This is a genomic window from Myroides phaeus (assembly GCF_900099675.1).
Classification (GTDB): Bacteria; Bacteroidota; Bacteroidia; order Flavobacteriales; family Flavobacteriaceae; genus Flavobacterium; species Flavobacterium phaeum.
In genome coordinates this window covers 1-17,915 of sequence record NZ_FNDQ01000012.1, presented here as the reverse complement: position 1 = coordinate 17,915, position 17,915 = coordinate 1, and the positions used below count along the sequence as shown (strand labels likewise).

Here is a 17,915-nt window from a genome sequence, read left to right as displayed (position 1 = left end):
ATGAAAAAGGTGCATAACTTTTCGGCTGGTCCTTGTTTGTTGCCAACCACAGTGTATGAACAAGCGGCTGAAGCTGTTCAGAATTTCAACGGTAGCGGTATGTCTATTTTATCTATTTCGCATAGAAGTAAAGAGTTTATCGCCGTGTTAGAAGAAGCAAAAGCATTGGCTTTGTCTTTACTTGGATTGGAAAACAAAGGGTATACTGCCTTGTTTTTACAAGGGGGAGCCAGTATGGAATTTATGCGGATTCCTTATAATTTATTAGCGCACAGGGCTGGTTATATCAATACCGGCACTTGGGCTACTAAAGCTTTGGAACAAGCTACTCAGTTTGGAGAAGTGGACTTAATCGCTTCTTCTGAGGATCAAAAGTTTACTTATATTCCGAAAGATATTATAGTACCAACCGGACTTGATTACCTTCATTTTACATCAAATAATACGATTTACGGAACACAGTTTAACGCTGTTCCTAAAGCAGATTGCCCTATGGTGTGTGATATGAGTTCTGATATCTATTCGCGTGAATTTGATTACGACAAAATAGATGTTATTTACGCAGGAGCACAAAAAAATATAGGTCCTGCCGGCTTGAGTGTTGTTTTGATTAAAGAAGAGGTATTAGGTAAAACATCGCGTTCTATTCCCAATATGCTGAACTATCAAGAGCATATAAATAAAGGGAGTTTGTACCACACAGCCAACGTGTTTGCAATCTATACAAGTTTATTAAACTTTAGATGGTTACACAATTTAGGAGGGGTATCAGCCATAGAAAAAGTTAATAATCAAAAAGCAGCTTTGTTGTACAAGGCAATTGACGATTGTGATTTTATCAATGGAATTGCAAAAGTAGACTCTCGTTCTAAGATGAACGTTACTTTTGATTTTGTAGAAGAGAAAATGGCACCTCTTTTTGATGCGCTATGTCAGGATACGAAAATAATGAATATCAAAGGACACCGTTCTGTTGGTGGCTATAGAGCTTCTTTGTATAACGCATTGCCGTTAGAAAGCGTAGAAGTATTAGTTTCTGTGTTACAGCAGATGAACTCCCTTGTTTAGTACATTTAGCTTTGTGTAAACCGTTGTCAACGTAACAAGCAGATAGGGGGAGATAAGTAAACAAGTTAAAACAAGTATAATTGATAAAATAGAACAAATGAGAATTTTAGCAAATGACGGCATCCCTGAAGAAGTTAAGGTTGCCTTAGAAGAAATAGGATTTGAAGTAAAAGAAGTTAGAGTTGCTCACGAACAACTGGTTAATTATACTAAAAAGAATGAAATAGAAGTCTTATTGGTTCAAAGAGGAACTTTATTAGACAAAAATACGATAGATGAATTAGCGCATTTAAAGGCTGTTGTTTTTTCAGGAACGCAAGTTAATTTAGAAACTATAGACCATTTAAAAAGCAACGGTATCAAAGTTATTTGGGCTGAAGAGGCACTGGCTAATGCAACTGCCGAAATGGTGTTTGCTCATTTGTTAACGGGGTGTCGCTTATTACAAGAGTCAAATAGAAATATGCCGTTAGAAGGAGATGCAAGCTTCAAGATGTTACAAGAGTCTTATGGCAATGGAATTGAATTAGCTGGTAAAACTTTGGGTATTTTAGGAATGAACAAAGCAGGGGAGTTAGTAGCTCAGAAAGCTTTGGCATTGGGAATGCACGTTTTGTATAATGATGATTCGATTGAAGAGTTGAAAGGAGAATATGTATTGCCAAACGGAATTCATTTTCCTGTTGATCTAAAAAGTACAGACAAGCACAAGGTTATTCACGATGCGCAGTTTTTAACAATTCACACACGTCATTTCGAACGTTATTTAGTAGATAAAGAGGTTTTAGAAAATGCACACCATTTGTTGGGAATTGTCAATTGTGCTTATCCAGAAGCAATCAATGAGGTTGACTTAGTGGACAAGATTAATGAAGAAGCCTTGTTATTTGCTGGAATAGACCGTTTTGAAGAAGAACCACATCCTGCTATTCAGGTTTTAATGCAACCAGCCTTTTCTTTATCCCCTAATGTTAATGCTTCAACAGATGAGAGTAAAGTGTTAATTTGGGATGAAATATTTGATAAAATTCAAGTATTGAGAAAATAATTGGTTAGTTTTAGCACACAAAAAAATAAATACTATGATAGAGCAAATTTCAAAATTAATTGAACAAGTTAGTTCAAGCGAAATCAGTGGAGCAGGAATCTCTTCTGACTTAGCAGGTGCAGTTACAAAAGAAACAGGTGATAGTATCATCAATGGATTAAAAAGCAGTCTTTCTGCTGGAGATATCGGTGGATTGACAAGCTTATTAGGTGGTTCTACAAATAACTTAATGTCAAACCCTATTGTAATGGGAATGGTTACTAACTTAATTAGTGGTCTTACAAGTAAAGTAGGATTATCTGACGGAATTGCTAAGAACTTCGCAGGTTCTGTAATTCCAAAAATTATCGAGAGCTTAGTTTCTAAATCTAAAGGAGGAGAAAGTGGTTTCCAAGTAACTGATTTAGTAAGCAGCTTAGGTGGTGGAAATGCTAAAGATTTATTGAGCTCTTTAACAGGAGGAAAAGAAGGATTAGGTGGTGCACTTGATGCATTAAAAGGTCTTTTTTAGTCAATAAAAAATAGATATAATAGAGCGACTATTCTTACAGGAGTAGTCGCTTTTTTTATTTATCTTGGGCATAAAGAATTGTATTATGAATTTTAATCAGTTGCTAAGCGACTATTTGTCTTTTGTAAGGAAACCTGATTTATCGGGAATGGTGGCGAGTAAACCGTATAAAATGGTTCGAACATTTCAATTGTGGTTAATTACCTTTTTGATTGTTATAACCAGTAGTAGTGTAATAGATGAGTTTTTTGATTTACCAATGCACGATGGGTTTGAACAGCTAATAGAGCAATTTGGTTTTACTCTTTTTTTTGTTTTTGCAGTTGTTATTGGACCTTTTTTAGAAGAGGTAATCTTTCGTTTGCCTATGCGGTTTCGGATTAAGTATATTAGTATAGGCTTTGTTTTATTGTTGTTGTATTGTACTTTTTCTATTGTTGAGGTATTAGGAGATATTAGCATAGCGAAAGGCATTAGTATTAGCGGAGTTTTCTTAGCTATTTTGGCAGGGGGAATTTATGTTATTACTCGTTTTAAAGAACGAATAGCTAAGTATTGGCATCAGAATTTTATATATGTATTTTACGGTTACAGTATCTTGTTTGGGTTTGTGCACATATTTAATTTTGACACAGTATCACTGCGCTTGTTGTTGTTATTCCCATTGATTACCTTGCCTCAGTTGATTTTAGGAGTAGGGATGGGGTATGTGCGAATACGCTTTGGTTTTTGGTACGGATACTTGTTTCACGCCTTAAACAATGGCTTTGCCTTTACCGTGTTTTATATCGGAATGAAATATTTTCCTGAGATGTAAGCTATTTAGTGTTAATGTTTTATTTGATTTTTTTGAGAATTATTTACCTTTGTGTCGAACTTAAAAGCTCACTATATGAACAGCGTACATTGGCACACGAAATTATTTGAAGAATTGACAAATGAGGAACTATATGATATTATACGTTTGCGTACAGATATTTTTGTAGTTGAACAGAATTGTGCTTATCCAGAATTAGATGGAAAGGACAAACAGTGTCTTCACGTATATGCAACTAAATTAAATCAAGTTATCGCTTGTGCGCGTATTGTACCACCGGGCTTGAGTTATCCTGAAATATCTATTGGACGAGTTGCTGTTCACGCTGATTATCGCAAAGATGGTTATGGCAAGGTATTGATGCAACACGCAATTGATAAGATAGAAGAGGAGTTTGGAGCGCAAGATATTCAAATCGGAGCACAGTGTTACTTAAAGAAGTTTTACGGTTCATTTGGATTTGAAGCAGTGTCAGAGGATTATTTGGAAGACAATATCCCACACGTAGATATGATTAGAAAAGCTACAGCAGAGTAGCCTACAAAATAAAGTAATTGAATCCCCAAGTGCTATGTGCTTGGGGATTTTTTATGTTTTATAGCAAAGAAGGTGGTATTGATACTTTAAAAACTATTTATAAGGTATTTGTTTCTCCACAAGAAAGGAGCTTTTGATTTTTAGGAATTAGCTATTTAGAATGTGCAGACTTATTTTATCTTTGCGCTTATGTTAGAAATTCTTTACCAAGACGAGTACGTCGTTGCAATTAATAAACCAAGAGATTTACTGGTACACAAGTCGTTTATCGCGAGCGATATACAGGAGTATGCTATTCAAATCTTGCGAGATCAGATAGGACAATACGTTTATCCTGTTCACAGATTAGACAGAAAAACTTCTGGTGTATTGTTATTTGCATTAGATAAAGAAACGCTTAAGGTGTTGAATGACGACTTCGCAACGCGAAAAGTTGAGAAGAAATACATCGCTATTGTTCGTGGGTACACTATTGACGAAGAAACAATTGATTACGCGCTTACAAATGATAGTGGGCAAACACAAGAGGCAAAAACGTATTATAAAACCTTGCAACGCGTTGAGGTAGATATGCCTTTTGGGCAACACCTAACTTCTCGTTATTCTTTGGTAGAAGCACATCCTGAAACAGGGAGGCAACATCAATTGCGCAAGCATTTCAAGCATATCTTCCACCCAATTATCGGTAGTCGGCCTCACGGATGTAATAAACAAAACAAGTTGTGGTTAGATACACATAACCTTGGCGCTATGCTACTTCACGCATTAGAACTTGAGTTTGATCATCCAATAACACAAGAACGCATTAAACTACGTGCAACTATTGATGAACAGTACACTAAGTATAATGCTGTATTAGGATTTGATTTAGAAGAGTTTTATAAGTAGGTTTATAGTTTACAGTTTTCGGGTTATTGTTCTTGTATATACTTAGAAAACATATTACTAATCACTGATTACTGATCACTGATTGCTAATACAGATTACTGATCACTGATTACTCATACCTCAAGGCTTCTACTGGGTCAAGTTTAGCTGCTTTAACCGCAGGATACAAACCAGAAATCACCGCAACAATAAACGTTGTTACAAAAGCGGCAATGATGGCAGTCCACGGAATAACAAAATAGAAGTTCATTGCTTTAGACAAACCAAACGCAGTTAAAATACCCAATAGCGTACCTATAAGTCCACCCAGTTGGCCAATAATAACCGTTTCTGTAAAGAACTGTAAAGCAATTGTTTTTCGCTTAGCGCCTAAAGATTTACGAACCCCAATTTCACGGGTACGCTCAGTAACAGATACCAGCATAATGTTCATTAAAGCAATAGACGACCCTAAGATTGTAATTAAGCCAATCACCCAAGCGGCAACATTTAGCATATTAACCTGTGTTAGCATAGAGCGAATCATATCATCACTGCGTTCAATCCCAAAGTTAGACTTATGAGCCGGAGATAAGCGACGGATATTTCGGAAGTCCAAAATAGCTTGGTCTGTTGCTTGGTCCAATAAATGGTCTTGCAATAAACTAACCTTTAATTCGTAATTTATATTTGAGGCATTGAATATCGTTCTGGCAATTTGAATAGGAATAAACACTCGCTGGTCTTCATTCTGACCAAAAGTACTTCCTTGTTCTTTTAGAATTCCGATGATTTTAAACTTATATCCTCTGATAGAAATGATTTGATTAATAGGGCTAAAGTCTTTAAACATTTTCTTAGAAAAGTCTGAACCTACCACACATACAAAGTGATTGTTTACAATATCCGTATAACTAAAGTTACGTCCATTCTCTACTTTAATGCCACTGTTAGATAAGTAATTTTCATCACACCCTAAAACAGAAATCTCCGGATCTGTTTTCATCATATCGTTCTTTACTTCAATATTTGTAGCTGCTTGAAAAGAGATAGAAACCGTAGACAAAGGAAAGGCATAATCTTCTTTAAAACTCTGTGCTTGTGCATAAGTAATAGGAGGGTTTACTTGTTGTACCGATTTATTTTTTGCCATTTTACCAGCTACGTCATATTGACTAATCGTAAAGGTATTAGCTCCCATTGATGCAAAGTCTGTCAAGATGGTATTCTTTAGCGCAGACACCACAGATAGTATTCCTACCAACGCCCATATTCCAATTGCAATAATGAAAATAGTAATGCAAGTACGCAAGATTTGACTCTTAATACTGGTAAGGGCAATTCGGATATTCTCTAAACTAAGTTTTATCATGAAGGTTAGACGTTACTATTGATGTGGCTTTAGAAGTAAAAATATCGAAAATTATTTGATTCACTCTCTAAATTGAACAGAATTAATAAAATAATGAAAAAGGGACACTTATTTAATTGCAGTAAACAAATTGTTATTGCTATCGCTCAGAATAGGGTTTTTTTAAAAAAAGTAGTAGTTTTGTAGTATAATGTTAAATGAATAAAAATTAATTAGAGATGGCAAAGAAACCTGGAATTCCAAAGGGTACAAGAGATTTTTCTCCTACAGAAGTGGCAAGAAGACAATACATCATGCAAACTATTCGACATGGATTTGAAAAATTTGGTTTCCATCCCATCGAGACTCCTTCATTTGAGAATTTAGACACATTGTTAGGGAAGTATGGTGAAGAGGGAGATCGTTTAATTTTTAAAATTCTTAACTCTGGTGATTACTTAAGTAAAGTAGATGAAACTATTTTAGAAAGTAAAAACAGTTTGAAACTGACAAACCAAATTTCAGAAAAAGCATTGCGTTATGATTTAACAGTGCCATTCGCACGTTACGTTGTAATGCACCAAAATGAGATTGACTTTCCATTTAAGCGTTACCAAATGCAACCAGTATGGCGTGCAGACCGTCCGCAAAAAGGAAGATATAGAGAATTCTACCAATGTGATGCTGACGTTATCGGTTCTAAATCACTATGGCAAGAAGTTGAGTTCGTAACGCTTTACGACCGTGTATTTACTGCATTGGGAGTTCACGGTGTTACTATCAAATTAAACAACAGAAAGATATTATCAGGTATTGCTGAGGTAATCGGAGCAAGTGATAAATTAATCGACTTTACTGTTGCTTTAGATAAATTAGACAAAATCGGAGAAGACGGAGTTAAAGCTGAAATGATTGAAAAAGGAATTGAAGCTGAAGCGATTGATAAAGTGAAATTATTGTTCAACTTTACAGGTACTTTCGAAGAGAAATTAGAGAAATTACGCCAGTTATTAGCTACTTCGGAAGAGGGAACTAAAGGAGTAGAAGAGCTTGCTTTTGTAGGTAAAGAAGTAGAGAAAATTGGTTTAGCAACAGCTAAACTTAATCTTGATGTTACGTTAGCTCGTGGATTAAATTACTATACAGGTGCTATCTTTGAAATTGGAGCTCCTGAAACAGTAAAGCTTGGTTCTATTGGTGGAGGTGGTCGTTATGATGACCTTACTGGTATCTTTGGATTAAAAGATATGAGTGGTGTTGGTATTTCTTTCGGTTTAGATCGTATTTACTTAGTAATGGAGGAGTTAAACCTTTTCCCAGAAGCGGTAAATGCAGCGTCTAAAGTGATGTTCTTAAATATGGGAGAAGAAGAAATGAGTTACTCAATGCAAGCGGTTATGAAATTGAGAGATGCAGGAGTAAAAACAGAACTATACCCAGATAAAGCTAAAGTTGGTAAGCAGTTCCAATTTGCAGATAAAAAGGGAATTCCTTTTGCAGTGTTAGTAGGTAGTGAGGAAATGAGTAACAATAAGTTTACTTTAAAAGAACTTGCTTCTGGAGAACAAACTGTAGTTAGTTTAGAAGAATTAATTGAGCGTTTGAAATAAGCACTTCAATTAAAAATAATACAGAAGGTATGTGATTTTGTCGCATACCTTTTTTTATGCGTATGAAAAAGTCGATTAGAACATTAAGAGTAGGTACTTGTTTTTATTTGTTTTCTACAAAGGTTACTCGTGTTTCAGAGACAGATGAAAGTGTTTTTAGCATTCGCTTATTTGTCGATGCATATAGTCGTTTTGCGTTGCTCATACATTTTCGAACGCTGGATGATTACTACGTTGGCAATCCTTTAAACCACGGAGTGTTGTTGTACAATGAACAAATGAAAGAAGAGGAAATCGTCAATCTGAATCGACCTAAGTTTATACGTTATGCCTTGGATTACGGTATTCGCAAGGGATGGCGACCACAAGAAGCACAAGTAGTGTTAGACGGAATCGCTTTATTACACGAATTGGGTTATAAGACAGAGAAACTGCAAAAATAAGTTGACTCCCTTGTTAAATTGGCTTCACTTTTGCATAGTAAACAAGGCGAAAATGTTAAATAAGTTTAGGGCTTATAGGCAGTTTTCCTTACATTTATAAAGAATAAAGAATTAATCTACTGAAGTTACTTCAGCTTAAAATAAAATGAACTATGAAGCATAAGAAAATAGGTAACGCACCAAAAATAGCTATGTTTAAATTGTTGTACACTGAAAAGCCAACAATTGATATGGAGGCAGTTTTAACTGAGCTGCACAAAGTATATCCAAACGCAAGTTATGACAATGATGCTAATGTGTTTATATTTCCCGATTGTCAAATTGAATTAAAGAATGGAACAGGTCCTGCACAATGTGTGGTACTCCGTACTGAAGACGATCAGAAGGCAGAATTAACGGATGCTTATTTTCAACAAAACTGGCATTGGCAAGAAGCAGAAGAAGCTTATGCTGCGTGTAAATATGAAATTGTAGTTACAGATTTTTTAAGCCGTAGTTTAGATCCTCGTATTCGAATTGTATTGGTTCAACAATTGTTGGCTGCTATGATTAAAGTGAGTAATCCACAAGTAATCGTTTCTGTACACGGACAAAAATTATTAGATACTCAGGCGTTTGTAGAAGATTGTAAAGACCCTAATTACATTGCCTTAGATTTGTTTATTAATGTGCGTTTGTATAATGTAGAGGAAACAGAACAAGGCAGGTTGTTGATGGATACAGTAGGATTACACGCTTTAGGTTTGTCTGATTTACAGATTTTTTATAACGATGATAGTTTGATAGATAGCATTGCTAATCGCCTGTGGGATTACGCTTATTACTTAGCTCACGTAGGAGAAGTTATTGAAGACGGAAATACGGTACAAGGATTAGAAGAAAGTCAGAAGTGGGTTTGTAACAAAGTGTTTTCTGTAACAGAACCTGAGAGAACAGTACTTGATATTAAAGTAAGCTAAAATATAGATTAACCTTATTGGTTATTACGCTTTAAAAAAAGAGAAGCACCCAATGCAGTGTTGTTATTTCACAAGAATAATAATACTGCATTTTGTTTTATATTTAGTGTCCTATTTGATTTTAACTCTTATAATAATTGTAGTTTTGCAAAAAGGGTAGAATACAAAAAAAGTAAGTATGCAAATGATTAATCTGAGTTTTCAAGAGTTTATTGATAACTACACGCAGGAGGATAGCGAGTGGCTCGCTTTAGAGTGGAATGAAAAATTCGGTGCAAAGTTTAAAGACGCAAACTACCTTTTTAGAATACAAATTGCCGAATTGGTATGTGAGCAAATACATACTGTTAGTCTTGATCTTGTTAGAGAGTTGTTTATCACAATGGGGATGACTGCTCAGTTAAATTTTGTTGTGTTCAACAAATTTAATTTATTAGCCCAAGAGCTTTTGGAAAGAGGAGGGAAAGACTATTTGTATGACTACGTTTGTGCAGCACACGTTTCTTTTGATACTTTTTTAAGTACGGCAAATATCACTTTATCAGAGGCGAGAAGACAAGAGATTTTAGCTCACTTTGACTACCTAAAGGCTACGGAATCTGATGGACAAGTACAGAAAATGTTGTCAGACCATTTGAGAACTCGTTTTGTAAAATAGACACTACATTACAAATAACACTATGAAACATATCGCATTATTATTCGTTCTTTTTATTGGAATGAATAGCTGGGCACAAGAGAATAATCTTTCTCCTGCTGTTGCCGACAAGGTAAATGAGCTAATTGCTGTTTTCCAAAATAACGACAAAGAGGAAATAGCTAATCACATTGGTTATCCCTTAAATAGAAGTTACCCTATTCCAGAGGTGAACACAGCAAAGGAGCTTGTTGTTCGTTTTGACCAAATTTTCGACAAGGAGTTGATTAATGCAATTGCCAAGTCAACGCTTGACGATTGGAGTACGGTAGGATGGAGAGGAACGATGTTGAAAGACGGTTTGTTGTGGATGGATGACAATGGGATTATTTACAGAATTAATCGCGATACGCCAATGGAAAAAAAGTGGCGAAAGTCATTGATACAACAAGATAGAACACGTTTACACAAGAGCGTTCAAAAGTATAAAGAACCTTATGCGGTGATTGAGGTAGAAGGAGAAACTTGGCGTATTGACAATATTAATGATGAGGTTATGCGTCTTGTGATTTGGAAGAAAGGAGTTAAGATGAACGAACATCCAACTTTGGTTTTGGAAGGATGCTTAGATCTGCAAGGTTCGATGGGAACAAGAGTATTGGAGTTTAAAAACAAAAAGACAACAGAGGAAATTACCATTCTATTAGATGCACAAGAAATAGAAGCACTTCACGGAGTGAGTATTACTATTACAGATAAAAAAGGAAAAGATATTAGCAAACAAGGAGTTGCTGATAACTAAACATAAAAAAGGCTACAATGTTGAATTGTAGCCTTTTTTAGTATCTAAATGTTAGATAAAACTGGTAACGATATAAATAAGCAATCCTACGAGTCCCCCAACAATAGTTCCGTTAATTCTGATGAACTGCAAGTCTTTTCCGACTTCAAGTTCTAATTTGTCACTTAATTCACGACCGTCCCAACTATCAACGGTATTTCGGATTAGTTGACCAACTTCTTTTGTGTTTTTAAGGGCAAGGCGATAAATAGTATGTTGAATCCACTTATTTATTTTAGCTCTTAGTTCTTCATTTTGTTCTAAGTCCACCGCTATATTAGCCAAGCTTTTTTGAATGTATGTTCTCAACATAGAGTTGTTGTCCTCTAATTGTTTTAATAAATTGTCTTTTGTAGAAGTCCAGAAATCTCTGATATAATCCTCAATGCGGTCATCGGTAATAAACTGTCCAATAATCTCATCAAACTTAGCTTTCCACTTATCAGAAGCCTCAATATCTACAGCCAGCATTTCTAAGCGAAGGGTGATTTCTTTTCTAATCTTGTGATTTGGATCTTGAGCAATATCTTCTAAAAAGGTATTTACCCCATTGACCAATTGATTTGTTACTGTTTTACCACCGATAAGTCCTAAAAGAGGTTGTTTCTCAACAATCTTTGCATAAATCTCTTCTCGGTGCTCTTTAACATAAACCTGTGCTTTCGGAATAATCACATCAATTAATCTATTGTGTTCTCCCTTTTCTACAGCATACATCACACCTTGTGCTACAAAGCTCTGTACATTAATAGCAGCAATACCTTCTTTCGCTTTTCCAGCTAAGAAAGAAACAACGGTTTTATCTTCTAAATCAGTTAGTATTCTCTTGGCTAAATTGGCTATTTCATTTTCTAATAGCTGTTGATTCTTCTCTTTTGCTATATAAGTAGAAATGAGTGTTCCCAAGTCAATCTTTTCAACATAAGGGCGAATATTAGTAGAGGTTAGAAAGTTGTCAGTAACAAAGTCTCCTAAGTTGTCTCCAATTTTATTTTTACTATTAACAATCAAATTTGTGTGCGGAATATTCAATCCCATCGGGTGGCGAAATAAAGCCGTAACAGCAAACCAATCTGCCAATGCACCGACCATTGCTGCCTCTGAAAAGGCTTTGACATATCCCATCCAAGCTGCAGGGGCGTGTTTTAAACTATAAACCATTACCACATACACTATAGCCATTAGGATAAATAATCCAGTAGCAATCTGTTTGTGTTTGCGCAATTGTGCTTTTTTATCAGGCATATATAAATGAGTTAAAAAGTAAAGTTATTAAAAAATAAGACGTTAGAAGTTTTCTTTTACCTCAAATGATACTGTTTCCTGTGTTTTTGGATGTTTAAAAGTAATTTTATTAGCGTGTAAGTGCAGTCTATTAGCTTTAGTTCCGTACAAATCATCACCAATAATTGGCGTGTTTAACCCCATTGGGTGAGAAGCGTGTACTCTCAACTGATGCGTACGTCCTGTAATAGGATAGAAGTACACTTTTGTTTTTCCTTCTTTTCGCTCTATAACTTCCCATCTTGTTTGTGCGTATTTGCCATATTCATAGCAAACCATCTGACGAGGTCGATCGTCTAAGTCCACGCGCAATGGCAAGTCGATTAGTCCTTCATCGCCAGCAACATCTCCATCAAGTAAAGCTACATAGCGTTTCTCAACTTTTTTTCTGATAAATTGACTTTGCAATGCTTTGTGTGAATCTTTGTCTTTTGCAATGATTAGGATTCCCGATGTAGCCATATCTAAACGGTGTACAATCAAAGGACCACTTGCTTTAGGGTATCTCAACTTCATGCGTTCTTGTACAGAATCGTGAATAAAAATACCAGGAACAGACAAGAATTCCTCTGGTTTATTGACAATCGCGAAGTACTCATCTTCAAAAACAATTTCTAACGGTTTGTTTAAGGCAGGGTTAAGCAATAAAGGGTTGTCATCTACCTCCAATCCTTGTAGCATATGTCCTAAAATAGGCTCACATTTACCGCGACAAGCAGGGTAGTAGTGTTGGTGTTTTCTAATTTCAGATTTAGGTGATTCGCCCCACCAAAACTCGGCCATAGCAATAGGACTATACCCATTTAGGTAAGCGTATTGCAATAATTTAGGTGCAGCACAATCTCCCGCTGCTGCCGGTGGTTGTATTGGCGTTTCTTCAAAAATATCTAATAAGTCGCGTTGTTCTCCTCTGTTGTTTAAAAAGCGGTAGTGTTCAAACAACTTTGTTTGTAAGGCATTCGACTTTTGTTTTCTTTCTTCTTTAAGGTCTTTAATCACATTTTCAAACGAATCAATAACCTCTTTTGTCTGTGCTATTTGTTCTTGCCAATAAGTTGTCAATACTCTTAATTCGTGTTTATCTCTAAGACTTTGTTTAATCAAGTCGTCGTTAAAAGCAGTAAACTCCTCATCAGACAAAATAGCTATTTGCTCATTTCTCGCAGCTTTACGCTCATTTTTTAAACGCTTCACCTCAGCTTTTCTATCCGATATAGCAGTTTCTTCTTCTTTTAATTGCTTAACTAATAGTTCCTTTGCCTCTTGGTATGCACTGTCAGCCTCTAATTCTTCTATTCTATTGTTAATCGTAGTCAGAATAGCCCCATCTTTAATAAAAAAGCCTTCTTTGTCCCATATATCAAAGACAGCAGGAACGAATCCTTCTAAGTGAGAAAGAGGACCTAACTTACCAGAAAAGGCAGTGAAATAACCTAATTCCCCCGCTTTATTTTTTACGATTAAAACGCCAAACATCTTACCAGAAAATAGGTAATTAGGACTGTTCTTGTCAAAAAAAGGTGTGATTACAGGATTTGTAGCTAACTCTTCTTGTAATTCTTTAGCGGCAAGAATAGATAATTGATGAGGTTCGTAATAAAAGGGATAAGTGAACTTTTTAGGCAGTTCGATTGCACTTATATCAGATTGAAAAACTCTAAAAAGAGGTTTAGAAGTAGGCATATTGTTGTTTATTAAGTGGCAAAAATAGGGATAAAAAGGGGAAAGTTATATTTCTTGTGCTTCAAAAAGTGAGTTAAAAAGTATTGAAAAAGAAGACGTAGAATCTGTCAAAAGTAGGTTTGCCAAAAGATTATTTAAAAAAAGTATGTTTTCCTGCTTTTGCTTTTTGTGACTTAAAGAGTTATATAGTATCTTTGGCGACTCAAAGTATTAAAATAATACCGATATGTTTGATAATTTAAGCGATAAATTAGATAAAGCCTTTCATATCCTTAAGGGACATGGTAAAATTACTGAAGTCAATGTAGCAGACACTTTAAAGGAAGTACGTAGAGCGTTATTAGACGCCGACGTTAACTTTAAAATTGCGAAAGATTTTACCAATATAGTAAAAGAAAAAGCCTTAGGACAAGAAGTACTTACAACTCTACAACCAGGTCAGTTGATGGTTAAAATCGTTAAAGACGAGCTAACGCAATTGATGGGTGGAGAGGCCGCTGGTATCAACTTGTCAGGTAATCCAACTGTGATTTTAATGTCAGGTTTACAAGGGTCTGGTAAGACTACTTTCTCTGGTAAATTGGCTAACTTTTTAAAAACTAAAAAGAATAAAACTCCTTTATTAGTAGCGTGTGACGTTTACCGTCCTGCTGCGATTAACCAATTACACGTAGTTGGAGAACAACTTGGTGTTGAGGTTTATTCAGAAGAAGGAAATAACAATCCAGTACAAATTGCTGAGAATGCTATTAAGCACGCAAAAGCAAATGGATTCAACGTAGTTATTGTCGATACAGCTGGTCGTTTGGCAGTTGATGAAGAGATGATGACGGAGATTGCTAATATTCACAAAGCAATCACGCCACACGAAACATTATTCGTAGTGGATTCTATGACAGGACAAGATGCTGTAAATACTGCAAAAGCATTTAATGATAGATTAAACTTTGACGGGGTTATCCTTACTAAATTAGATGGGGATACTCGTGGAGGGGCTGCCATTTCTATTAAATCTGTAGTTAATAAACCAATTAAGTTTATTGGTACAGGTGAGAAGATGGATGCAATTGACGTGTTCTATCCAGAACGTTTAGCTGATCGTATCCTTGGGATGGGTGACGTTATCTCGTTAGTAGAACGTGCGCAAGAGCAATATGATGAAGAGGAAGCTCGTAAGATTCAAAAGAAAATTGCGAAAAACGAGTTCGGATTTGACGATTTCTTATCTCAAATTCAACAAGTGAAGAAAATGGGTAGTATGAAAGACTTGGTAGGAATGTTGCCAGGTGTTGGAAAAGCGTTGAAAGACGTAGAAATTGAAGATGATGCTTTTAAGCACATAGAAGCTATCATTCACTCAATGACTCCAAAAGAGCGCGCTAAACCGTCTTTACTTGATGCTAAACGCAAGCAAAGAATTGCTAAAGGATCAGGAACGGATATCCAACAAGTAAATCAATTGCTTAAGCAATTCGACCAAATGAGCAAAATGATGAAAATGATGCAAGGTTCAAAAGGTAAGAATTTGATGAGGATGATGGGCCAAATGAAAGGCATGCAATAAAAATAAAAACAAGAAGGTTTAAGGTTCGTAATGAAGTTTAAACCTTCTTTAGTTTACATATATAACAACACACACTTATTATTTTTTAATGCAACTACTAGACGGAAAAAAGGTATCGGAAGATATCAAGAATGAGATTGCTGTTGAGGTTCAACAGATGAAATCTCGCGGGGAGAAAGTTCCTCATTTAGCAGCAGTACTTGTTGGAAGCAACGGAGCAAGTTTAACTTACGTAGGAAGTAAGGTTAAGTCTTGTGAGAAAGTAGGTTTTGAATCTACTTTAGTAGCTTTACCAGAAGACACAACAGAGGATGAACTATTGGCTAAAGTAAAAGAATTGAACGCTGATCCTGCTATTGACGGGTACATTGTTCAGTTGCCTTTGCCTAAACACATCGATGAACAAAAGATTTTATTAGCAATCGACCCTGACAAAGATGTAGATGGTTTTCACCCTACAAACTTTGGTAGAATGGCATTGGAAATGGAAACATTCTTGCCTGCTACGCCTTATGGAATCATGGAGTTGTTAGAGCGCTATAAAGTTGAAACAGCTGGAAAGAATGTAGTGGTAATTGGTCGTTCTCATATTGTGGGGCGTCCGATGAGTATTCTTTTGAGTAGAAAAGGGTATCCTGGAGATGCTACTGTTACCTTAACGCACAGCCGTACTAAGAATATTGAAGCTATCACAAGAGAGGCAGATATTATTATCTCTGCTTTGGGTGTGCCTCATTTCTTGAAAGCAGATATGGTAAAAGAGGGAGTTACAGTAGTGGATGTTGGAATTACTCGTGTCGCTGATGCTAATGTGCCAAGAGGATACGTTATCGCTGGTGATGTTGACTTTGACGAGGTAAGTAAAAAAGCAGCATTCATTACCCCTGTTCCTGGAGGAGTAGGACCAATGACAATTGCAATGTTATTAAAAAATACGCTATTAGCGCGTTCTCGTAAAGCACTTAAAGGAGAATAAGCACATTTCGTATTTAGATTATAGAAAAGAGACACAAGAGATTGTGTCTCTTTTTTTTATGTTTAATAATTGGTCTTGTTTGTGTTTTTAATCTTCAAAAATTGCGATACCCCTTATAATTACAGTAAATTTGATTGCGAAAAACATAAATAAACTATTTAGGCGATTGTCGTATTTACATTAAATAATACGATTTGATGTATGTCTTGCGTTAATAGTAAAAATAAAGGAGTATTGGTTAGTTTGTAACAAATGTTACAGAAGAAAAGGGTATATTTTTATATTTTGGTAACCAACCAAAAAAGATCAAACAAATGAAAACTCATTATCAAATATTAATTATAGGGGCTGGTACTGCGGGAATTATGACTGCGGCTCAGCTGAAAAAGAAGGATTCATCTCTTGAAATTGGAATTATAGATCCTTCTGAACTACATTATTATCAGCCTGCGTGGACATTAGTTGGTGCGGGAGCGTATGACAAGCAAAAGACAATTAGAAATACAAAGGATTTAATTCCAACTGGTGTGGAATGGATTAAAGAGATGGTGGTTTCTTTTGACGTGGATAACAATAGTGTGGCAACAGATAAAAATACGGTATTAACGTATGATTATTTAGTGGTATGCCCTGGTTTGGTGAACGATTTAACAATGATAGAAGGACTGCAAGAGGCAGTAGATAAAGGGGTGGTTTGTAGTAATTACATTGATCCTGAATATACGTGGAAACAGTTGCAAGCTTTTAAAGGGGGAACAGCTATTTTTACACAACCAAGTACACCTATAAAATGTGGAGGAGCACCTCAAAAGATTATGTACTTAGCGTGTGATTATTTCCGCAAGAACGGATTAGACACAAAGACAAAGGTATATTTTCCAATGCCAGGTAGCGTGATATTTGGGGTAAAGAAAATTGCAGATACACTTCTGGATGTCGTGAAGCGATATGGTATCGACTTTAAACCGTTTCACAATCCGATTAAGATAGATGCAGCTAATAAGAAGGTTTACTTCAAAATGACCAATACACAAGACAATCATTGTTTTGTAACGTCAGATGATACAGCTGTTCGCCACTTAGAAGATGGTGTGGTAGAAATGTCATTCGATTTTTTACACTTAGCGCCACCGCAAACTGCGCCAAAGTTTGTAAAAGAGTCTGTTTTGGTTAATGAAGCAGGCTGGTTAGATGTAGATCTGAATAGTTTACAGCACAAGAAGTTTGCTAATATTTTTGGATTAGGAGATGTAGCAGGATTGCCAACCGCTAAGACGGGAGCAGCAGTGCGTAAGCAAGTACCGGTTGTAGTTGATAATATTTGTAAGCTAATTCAAAAGAAAGTAGCTGACAACAAGGAATACGAAGGATATTCTTCTTGTCCGTTGGTTACGGGATATGGCAAAATGGTGTTGGCGGAGTTCAACTATAAAAATGAGTTTATTCCTGATCCTAAATTAAAACAAATGCTTGTCTTCTCAAGTCATAAAGAACACTGGAGACTATGGATGTTGAAGAAACATTTATTGCCTTATTTGTATTGGGAGAAAATGATGAAAGGAGAACAAGTTTAATCGCATATAGAAAAAGCCACAATGAACATTGTGGCTTTTTTATGTTTAAATGTCCCGTCCTAAAATAGGTTTACACAAAATAGACTTATTTATGAAAGAGACAGAAAACACAAGGGAAAAGCGTAGTCAACGAGATTATACTTTA

At 35.8% G+C, this 17,915-nt stretch carries 17 protein-coding genes; 14 read left to right on the top strand and 3 right to left on the bottom strand.

Annotation, left to right across the window (positions count from 1 at the left end; all coding sequences use genetic code 11):
- The 6 genes from serC to BLT46_RS07535 all read left to right on the top strand — a co-directional run bounded on the left by serC (position 1) and on the right by BLT46_RS07535 (position 4,869).
- On the top strand, positions 1–1,068 hold the full coding sequence (gene serC / locus BLT46_RS07560) for a 3-phosphoserine/phosphohydroxythreonine transaminase (RefSeq protein WP_090408624.1): 1,068 nt from the start codon (positions 1–3) through the stop codon (positions 1,066–1,068).
- Positions 1,069–1,165: 97 nt separating this feature from the next.
- Positions 1,166–2,116, top strand: coding sequence for an NAD(P)-dependent oxidoreductase (locus BLT46_RS07555; RefSeq protein ID WP_090408621.1), 951 nt, complete (start codon positions 1,166–1,168; stop codon positions 2,114–2,116).
- A gap of 34 nt (positions 2,117–2,150) precedes the next feature.
- Positions 2,151–2,627 carry a hypothetical protein gene (locus BLT46_RS07550; protein WP_090408619.1) on the top strand — a complete coding sequence of 159 codons (477 nt, stop codon included), beginning with the start codon at positions 2,151–2,153 and terminating at the stop codon, positions 2,625–2,627.
- 85 nt (positions 2,628–2,712) lie between these two features.
- Entirely contained in the window at positions 2,713–3,444 is a 732-nt protein-coding gene (locus BLT46_RS07545; RefSeq protein WP_090408615.1) for a CPBP family glutamic-type intramembrane protease, read from the top strand.
- 75 nt (positions 3,445–3,519) lie between these two features.
- Complete coding sequence (locus BLT46_RS07540; protein WP_090408612.1) at positions 3,520–3,981, top strand: GNAT family N-acetyltransferase; 462 nt, start codon at positions 3,520–3,522, stop codon at positions 3,979–3,981.
- Between the two features lie 189 nt (positions 3,982–4,170).
- A complete protein-coding gene (locus BLT46_RS07535) occupies positions 4,171–4,869 on the top strand; it encodes a pseudouridine synthase (RefSeq protein WP_090408609.1) in 699 nt (232 codons plus the stop codon).
- A 109-nt stretch (positions 4,870–4,978) separates the two neighbouring features.
- Here the strand turns inward: BLT46_RS07535 and BLT46_RS07530 are convergent, their stop codons facing one another.
- Positions 4,979–6,220 carry an ABC transporter permease gene (locus tag BLT46_RS07530; RefSeq protein WP_090408606.1) on the bottom strand — a complete coding sequence of 414 codons (1,242 nt, stop codon included), beginning with the start codon at positions 6,218–6,220 and terminating at the stop codon, positions 4,979–4,981.
- 218 nt (positions 6,221–6,438) lie between these two features.
- Here BLT46_RS07530 and hisS point away from each other — a divergent pair, with 218 nt between their 5' ends.
- The 5 genes from hisS to BLT46_RS07505 all read left to right on the top strand — a co-directional run bounded on the left by hisS (position 6,439) and on the right by BLT46_RS07505 (position 10,650).
- Positions 6,439–7,809: a histidine--tRNA ligase gene (hisS, locus tag BLT46_RS07525; protein ID WP_090408603.1), complete on the top strand. Its 1,371-nt coding sequence runs from the start codon at positions 6,439–6,441 to the stop codon at positions 7,807–7,809.
- 62 nt (positions 7,810–7,871) lie between these two features.
- Positions 7,872–8,252, top strand: a complete 381-nt coding sequence (locus BLT46_RS07520; protein WP_245722962.1) for a hypothetical protein — start codon at positions 7,872–7,874, stop codon at positions 8,250–8,252.
- 152 nt (positions 8,253–8,404) lie between these two features.
- A complete protein-coding gene (locus BLT46_RS07515; RefSeq protein ID WP_090408598.1) occupies positions 8,405–9,211 on the top strand; it encodes a DUF4261 domain-containing protein in 807 nt (268 codons plus the stop codon).
- Positions 9,212–9,389: 178 nt separating this feature from the next.
- The gene (locus tag BLT46_RS07510) at positions 9,390–9,869 is read left to right on the top strand and encodes a hypothetical protein (RefSeq protein WP_090408596.1); all 480 of its coding nucleotides are present in this window, start codon (positions 9,390–9,392) and stop codon (positions 9,867–9,869) included.
- A 22-nt stretch (positions 9,870–9,891) separates the two neighbouring features.
- Positions 9,892–10,650, top strand: coding sequence for a hypothetical protein (locus tag BLT46_RS07505; protein WP_090408593.1), 759 nt, complete (start codon positions 9,892–9,894; stop codon positions 10,648–10,650).
- 51 nt (positions 10,651–10,701) lie between these two features.
- Here BLT46_RS07505 and BLT46_RS07500 read toward each other — a convergent pair whose 3' ends face one another.
- Together BLT46_RS07500 and BLT46_RS07495 are read right to left on the bottom strand one after the other, a co-directional pair.
- A complete protein-coding gene (locus tag BLT46_RS07500; protein ID WP_090408590.1) occupies positions 10,702–11,934 on the bottom strand; it encodes a DUF445 domain-containing protein in 1,233 nt (410 codons plus the stop codon).
- 42 nt (positions 11,935–11,976) lie between these two features.
- Positions 11,977–13,656 carry an RluA family pseudouridine synthase gene (locus BLT46_RS07495; protein ID WP_090408586.1) on the bottom strand — a complete coding sequence of 560 codons (1,680 nt, stop codon included), beginning with the start codon at positions 13,654–13,656 and terminating at the stop codon, positions 11,977–11,979.
- Between the two features lie 226 nt (positions 13,657–13,882).
- Here BLT46_RS07495 and ffh point away from each other — a divergent pair, with 226 nt between their 5' ends.
- The 3 genes from ffh (at position 13,883) to BLT46_RS07480 (ending at position 17,770) form a co-directional block, all read left to right on the top strand.
- Positions 13,883–15,220: a signal recognition particle protein gene (gene ffh / locus BLT46_RS07490; protein WP_090408581.1), complete on the top strand. Its 1,338-nt coding sequence runs from the start codon at positions 13,883–13,885 to the stop codon at positions 15,218–15,220.
- Positions 15,221–15,308: 88 nt separating this feature from the next.
- Positions 15,309–16,196 (top strand): bifunctional 5,10-methylenetetrahydrofolate dehydrogenase/5,10-methenyltetrahydrofolate cyclohydrolase, encoded by an 888-nt coding sequence (locus BLT46_RS07485; RefSeq protein WP_090408578.1) that lies wholly within the window; start codon positions 15,309–15,311, stop codon positions 16,194–16,196.
- 314 nt (positions 16,197–16,510) lie between these two features.
- Positions 16,511–17,770, top strand: coding sequence for an NAD(P)/FAD-dependent oxidoreductase (locus BLT46_RS07480; protein WP_090408575.1), 1,260 nt, complete (start codon positions 16,511–16,513; stop codon positions 17,768–17,770).
- Positions 17,771–17,915: the final 145 nt, after the last annotated feature.

Coding starts and splice junctions, on each gene's coding strand:
- serC (WP_090408624.1), top strand. CDS start 1: ATGAAAAAGGTGCATAACTTTTCGGCTGGTCCTTGTTTGTTGCCAACC.
- BLT46_RS07555 (WP_090408621.1), top strand. CDS start 1,166: ATGAGAATTTTAGCAAATGACGGCATCCCTGAAGAAGTTAAGGTTGCC.
- BLT46_RS07550 (WP_090408619.1), top strand. CDS start 2,151: ATGATAGAGCAAATTTCAAAATTAATTGAACAAGTTAGTTCAAGCGAA.
- BLT46_RS07545 (WP_090408615.1), top strand. CDS start 2,713: ATGAATTTTAATCAGTTGCTAAGCGACTATTTGTCTTTTGTAAGGAAA.
- BLT46_RS07540 (WP_090408612.1), top strand. CDS start 3,520: ATGAACAGCGTACATTGGCACACGAAATTATTTGAAGAATTGACAAAT.
- BLT46_RS07535 (WP_090408609.1), top strand. CDS start 4,171: ATGTTAGAAATTCTTTACCAAGACGAGTACGTCGTTGCAATTAATAAA.
- BLT46_RS07530 (WP_090408606.1), bottom strand. CDS start 6,220: ATGATAAAACTTAGTTTAGAGAATATCCGAATTGCCCTTACCAGTATT.
- hisS (WP_090408603.1), top strand. CDS start 6,439: ATGGCAAAGAAACCTGGAATTCCAAAGGGTACAAGAGATTTTTCTCCT.
- BLT46_RS07520 (WP_245722962.1), top strand. CDS start 7,872: ATGAAAAAGTCGATTAGAACATTAAGAGTAGGTACTTGTTTTTATTTG.
- BLT46_RS07515 (WP_090408598.1), top strand. CDS start 8,405: ATGAAGCATAAGAAAATAGGTAACGCACCAAAAATAGCTATGTTTAAA.
- BLT46_RS07510 (WP_090408596.1), top strand. CDS start 9,390: ATGCAAATGATTAATCTGAGTTTTCAAGAGTTTATTGATAACTACACG.
- BLT46_RS07505 (WP_090408593.1), top strand. CDS start 9,892: ATGAAACATATCGCATTATTATTCGTTCTTTTTATTGGAATGAATAGC.
- BLT46_RS07500 (WP_090408590.1), bottom strand. CDS start 11,934: ATGCCTGATAAAAAAGCACAATTGCGCAAACACAAACAGATTGCTACT.
- BLT46_RS07495 (WP_090408586.1), bottom strand. CDS start 13,656: ATGCCTACTTCTAAACCTCTTTTTAGAGTTTTTCAATCTGATATAAGT.
- ffh (WP_090408581.1), top strand. CDS start 13,883: ATGTTTGATAATTTAAGCGATAAATTAGATAAAGCCTTTCATATCCTT.
- BLT46_RS07485 (WP_090408578.1), top strand. CDS start 15,309: ATGCAACTACTAGACGGAAAAAAGGTATCGGAAGATATCAAGAATGAG.
- BLT46_RS07480 (WP_090408575.1), top strand. CDS start 16,511: ATGAAAACTCATTATCAAATATTAATTATAGGGGCTGGTACTGCGGGA.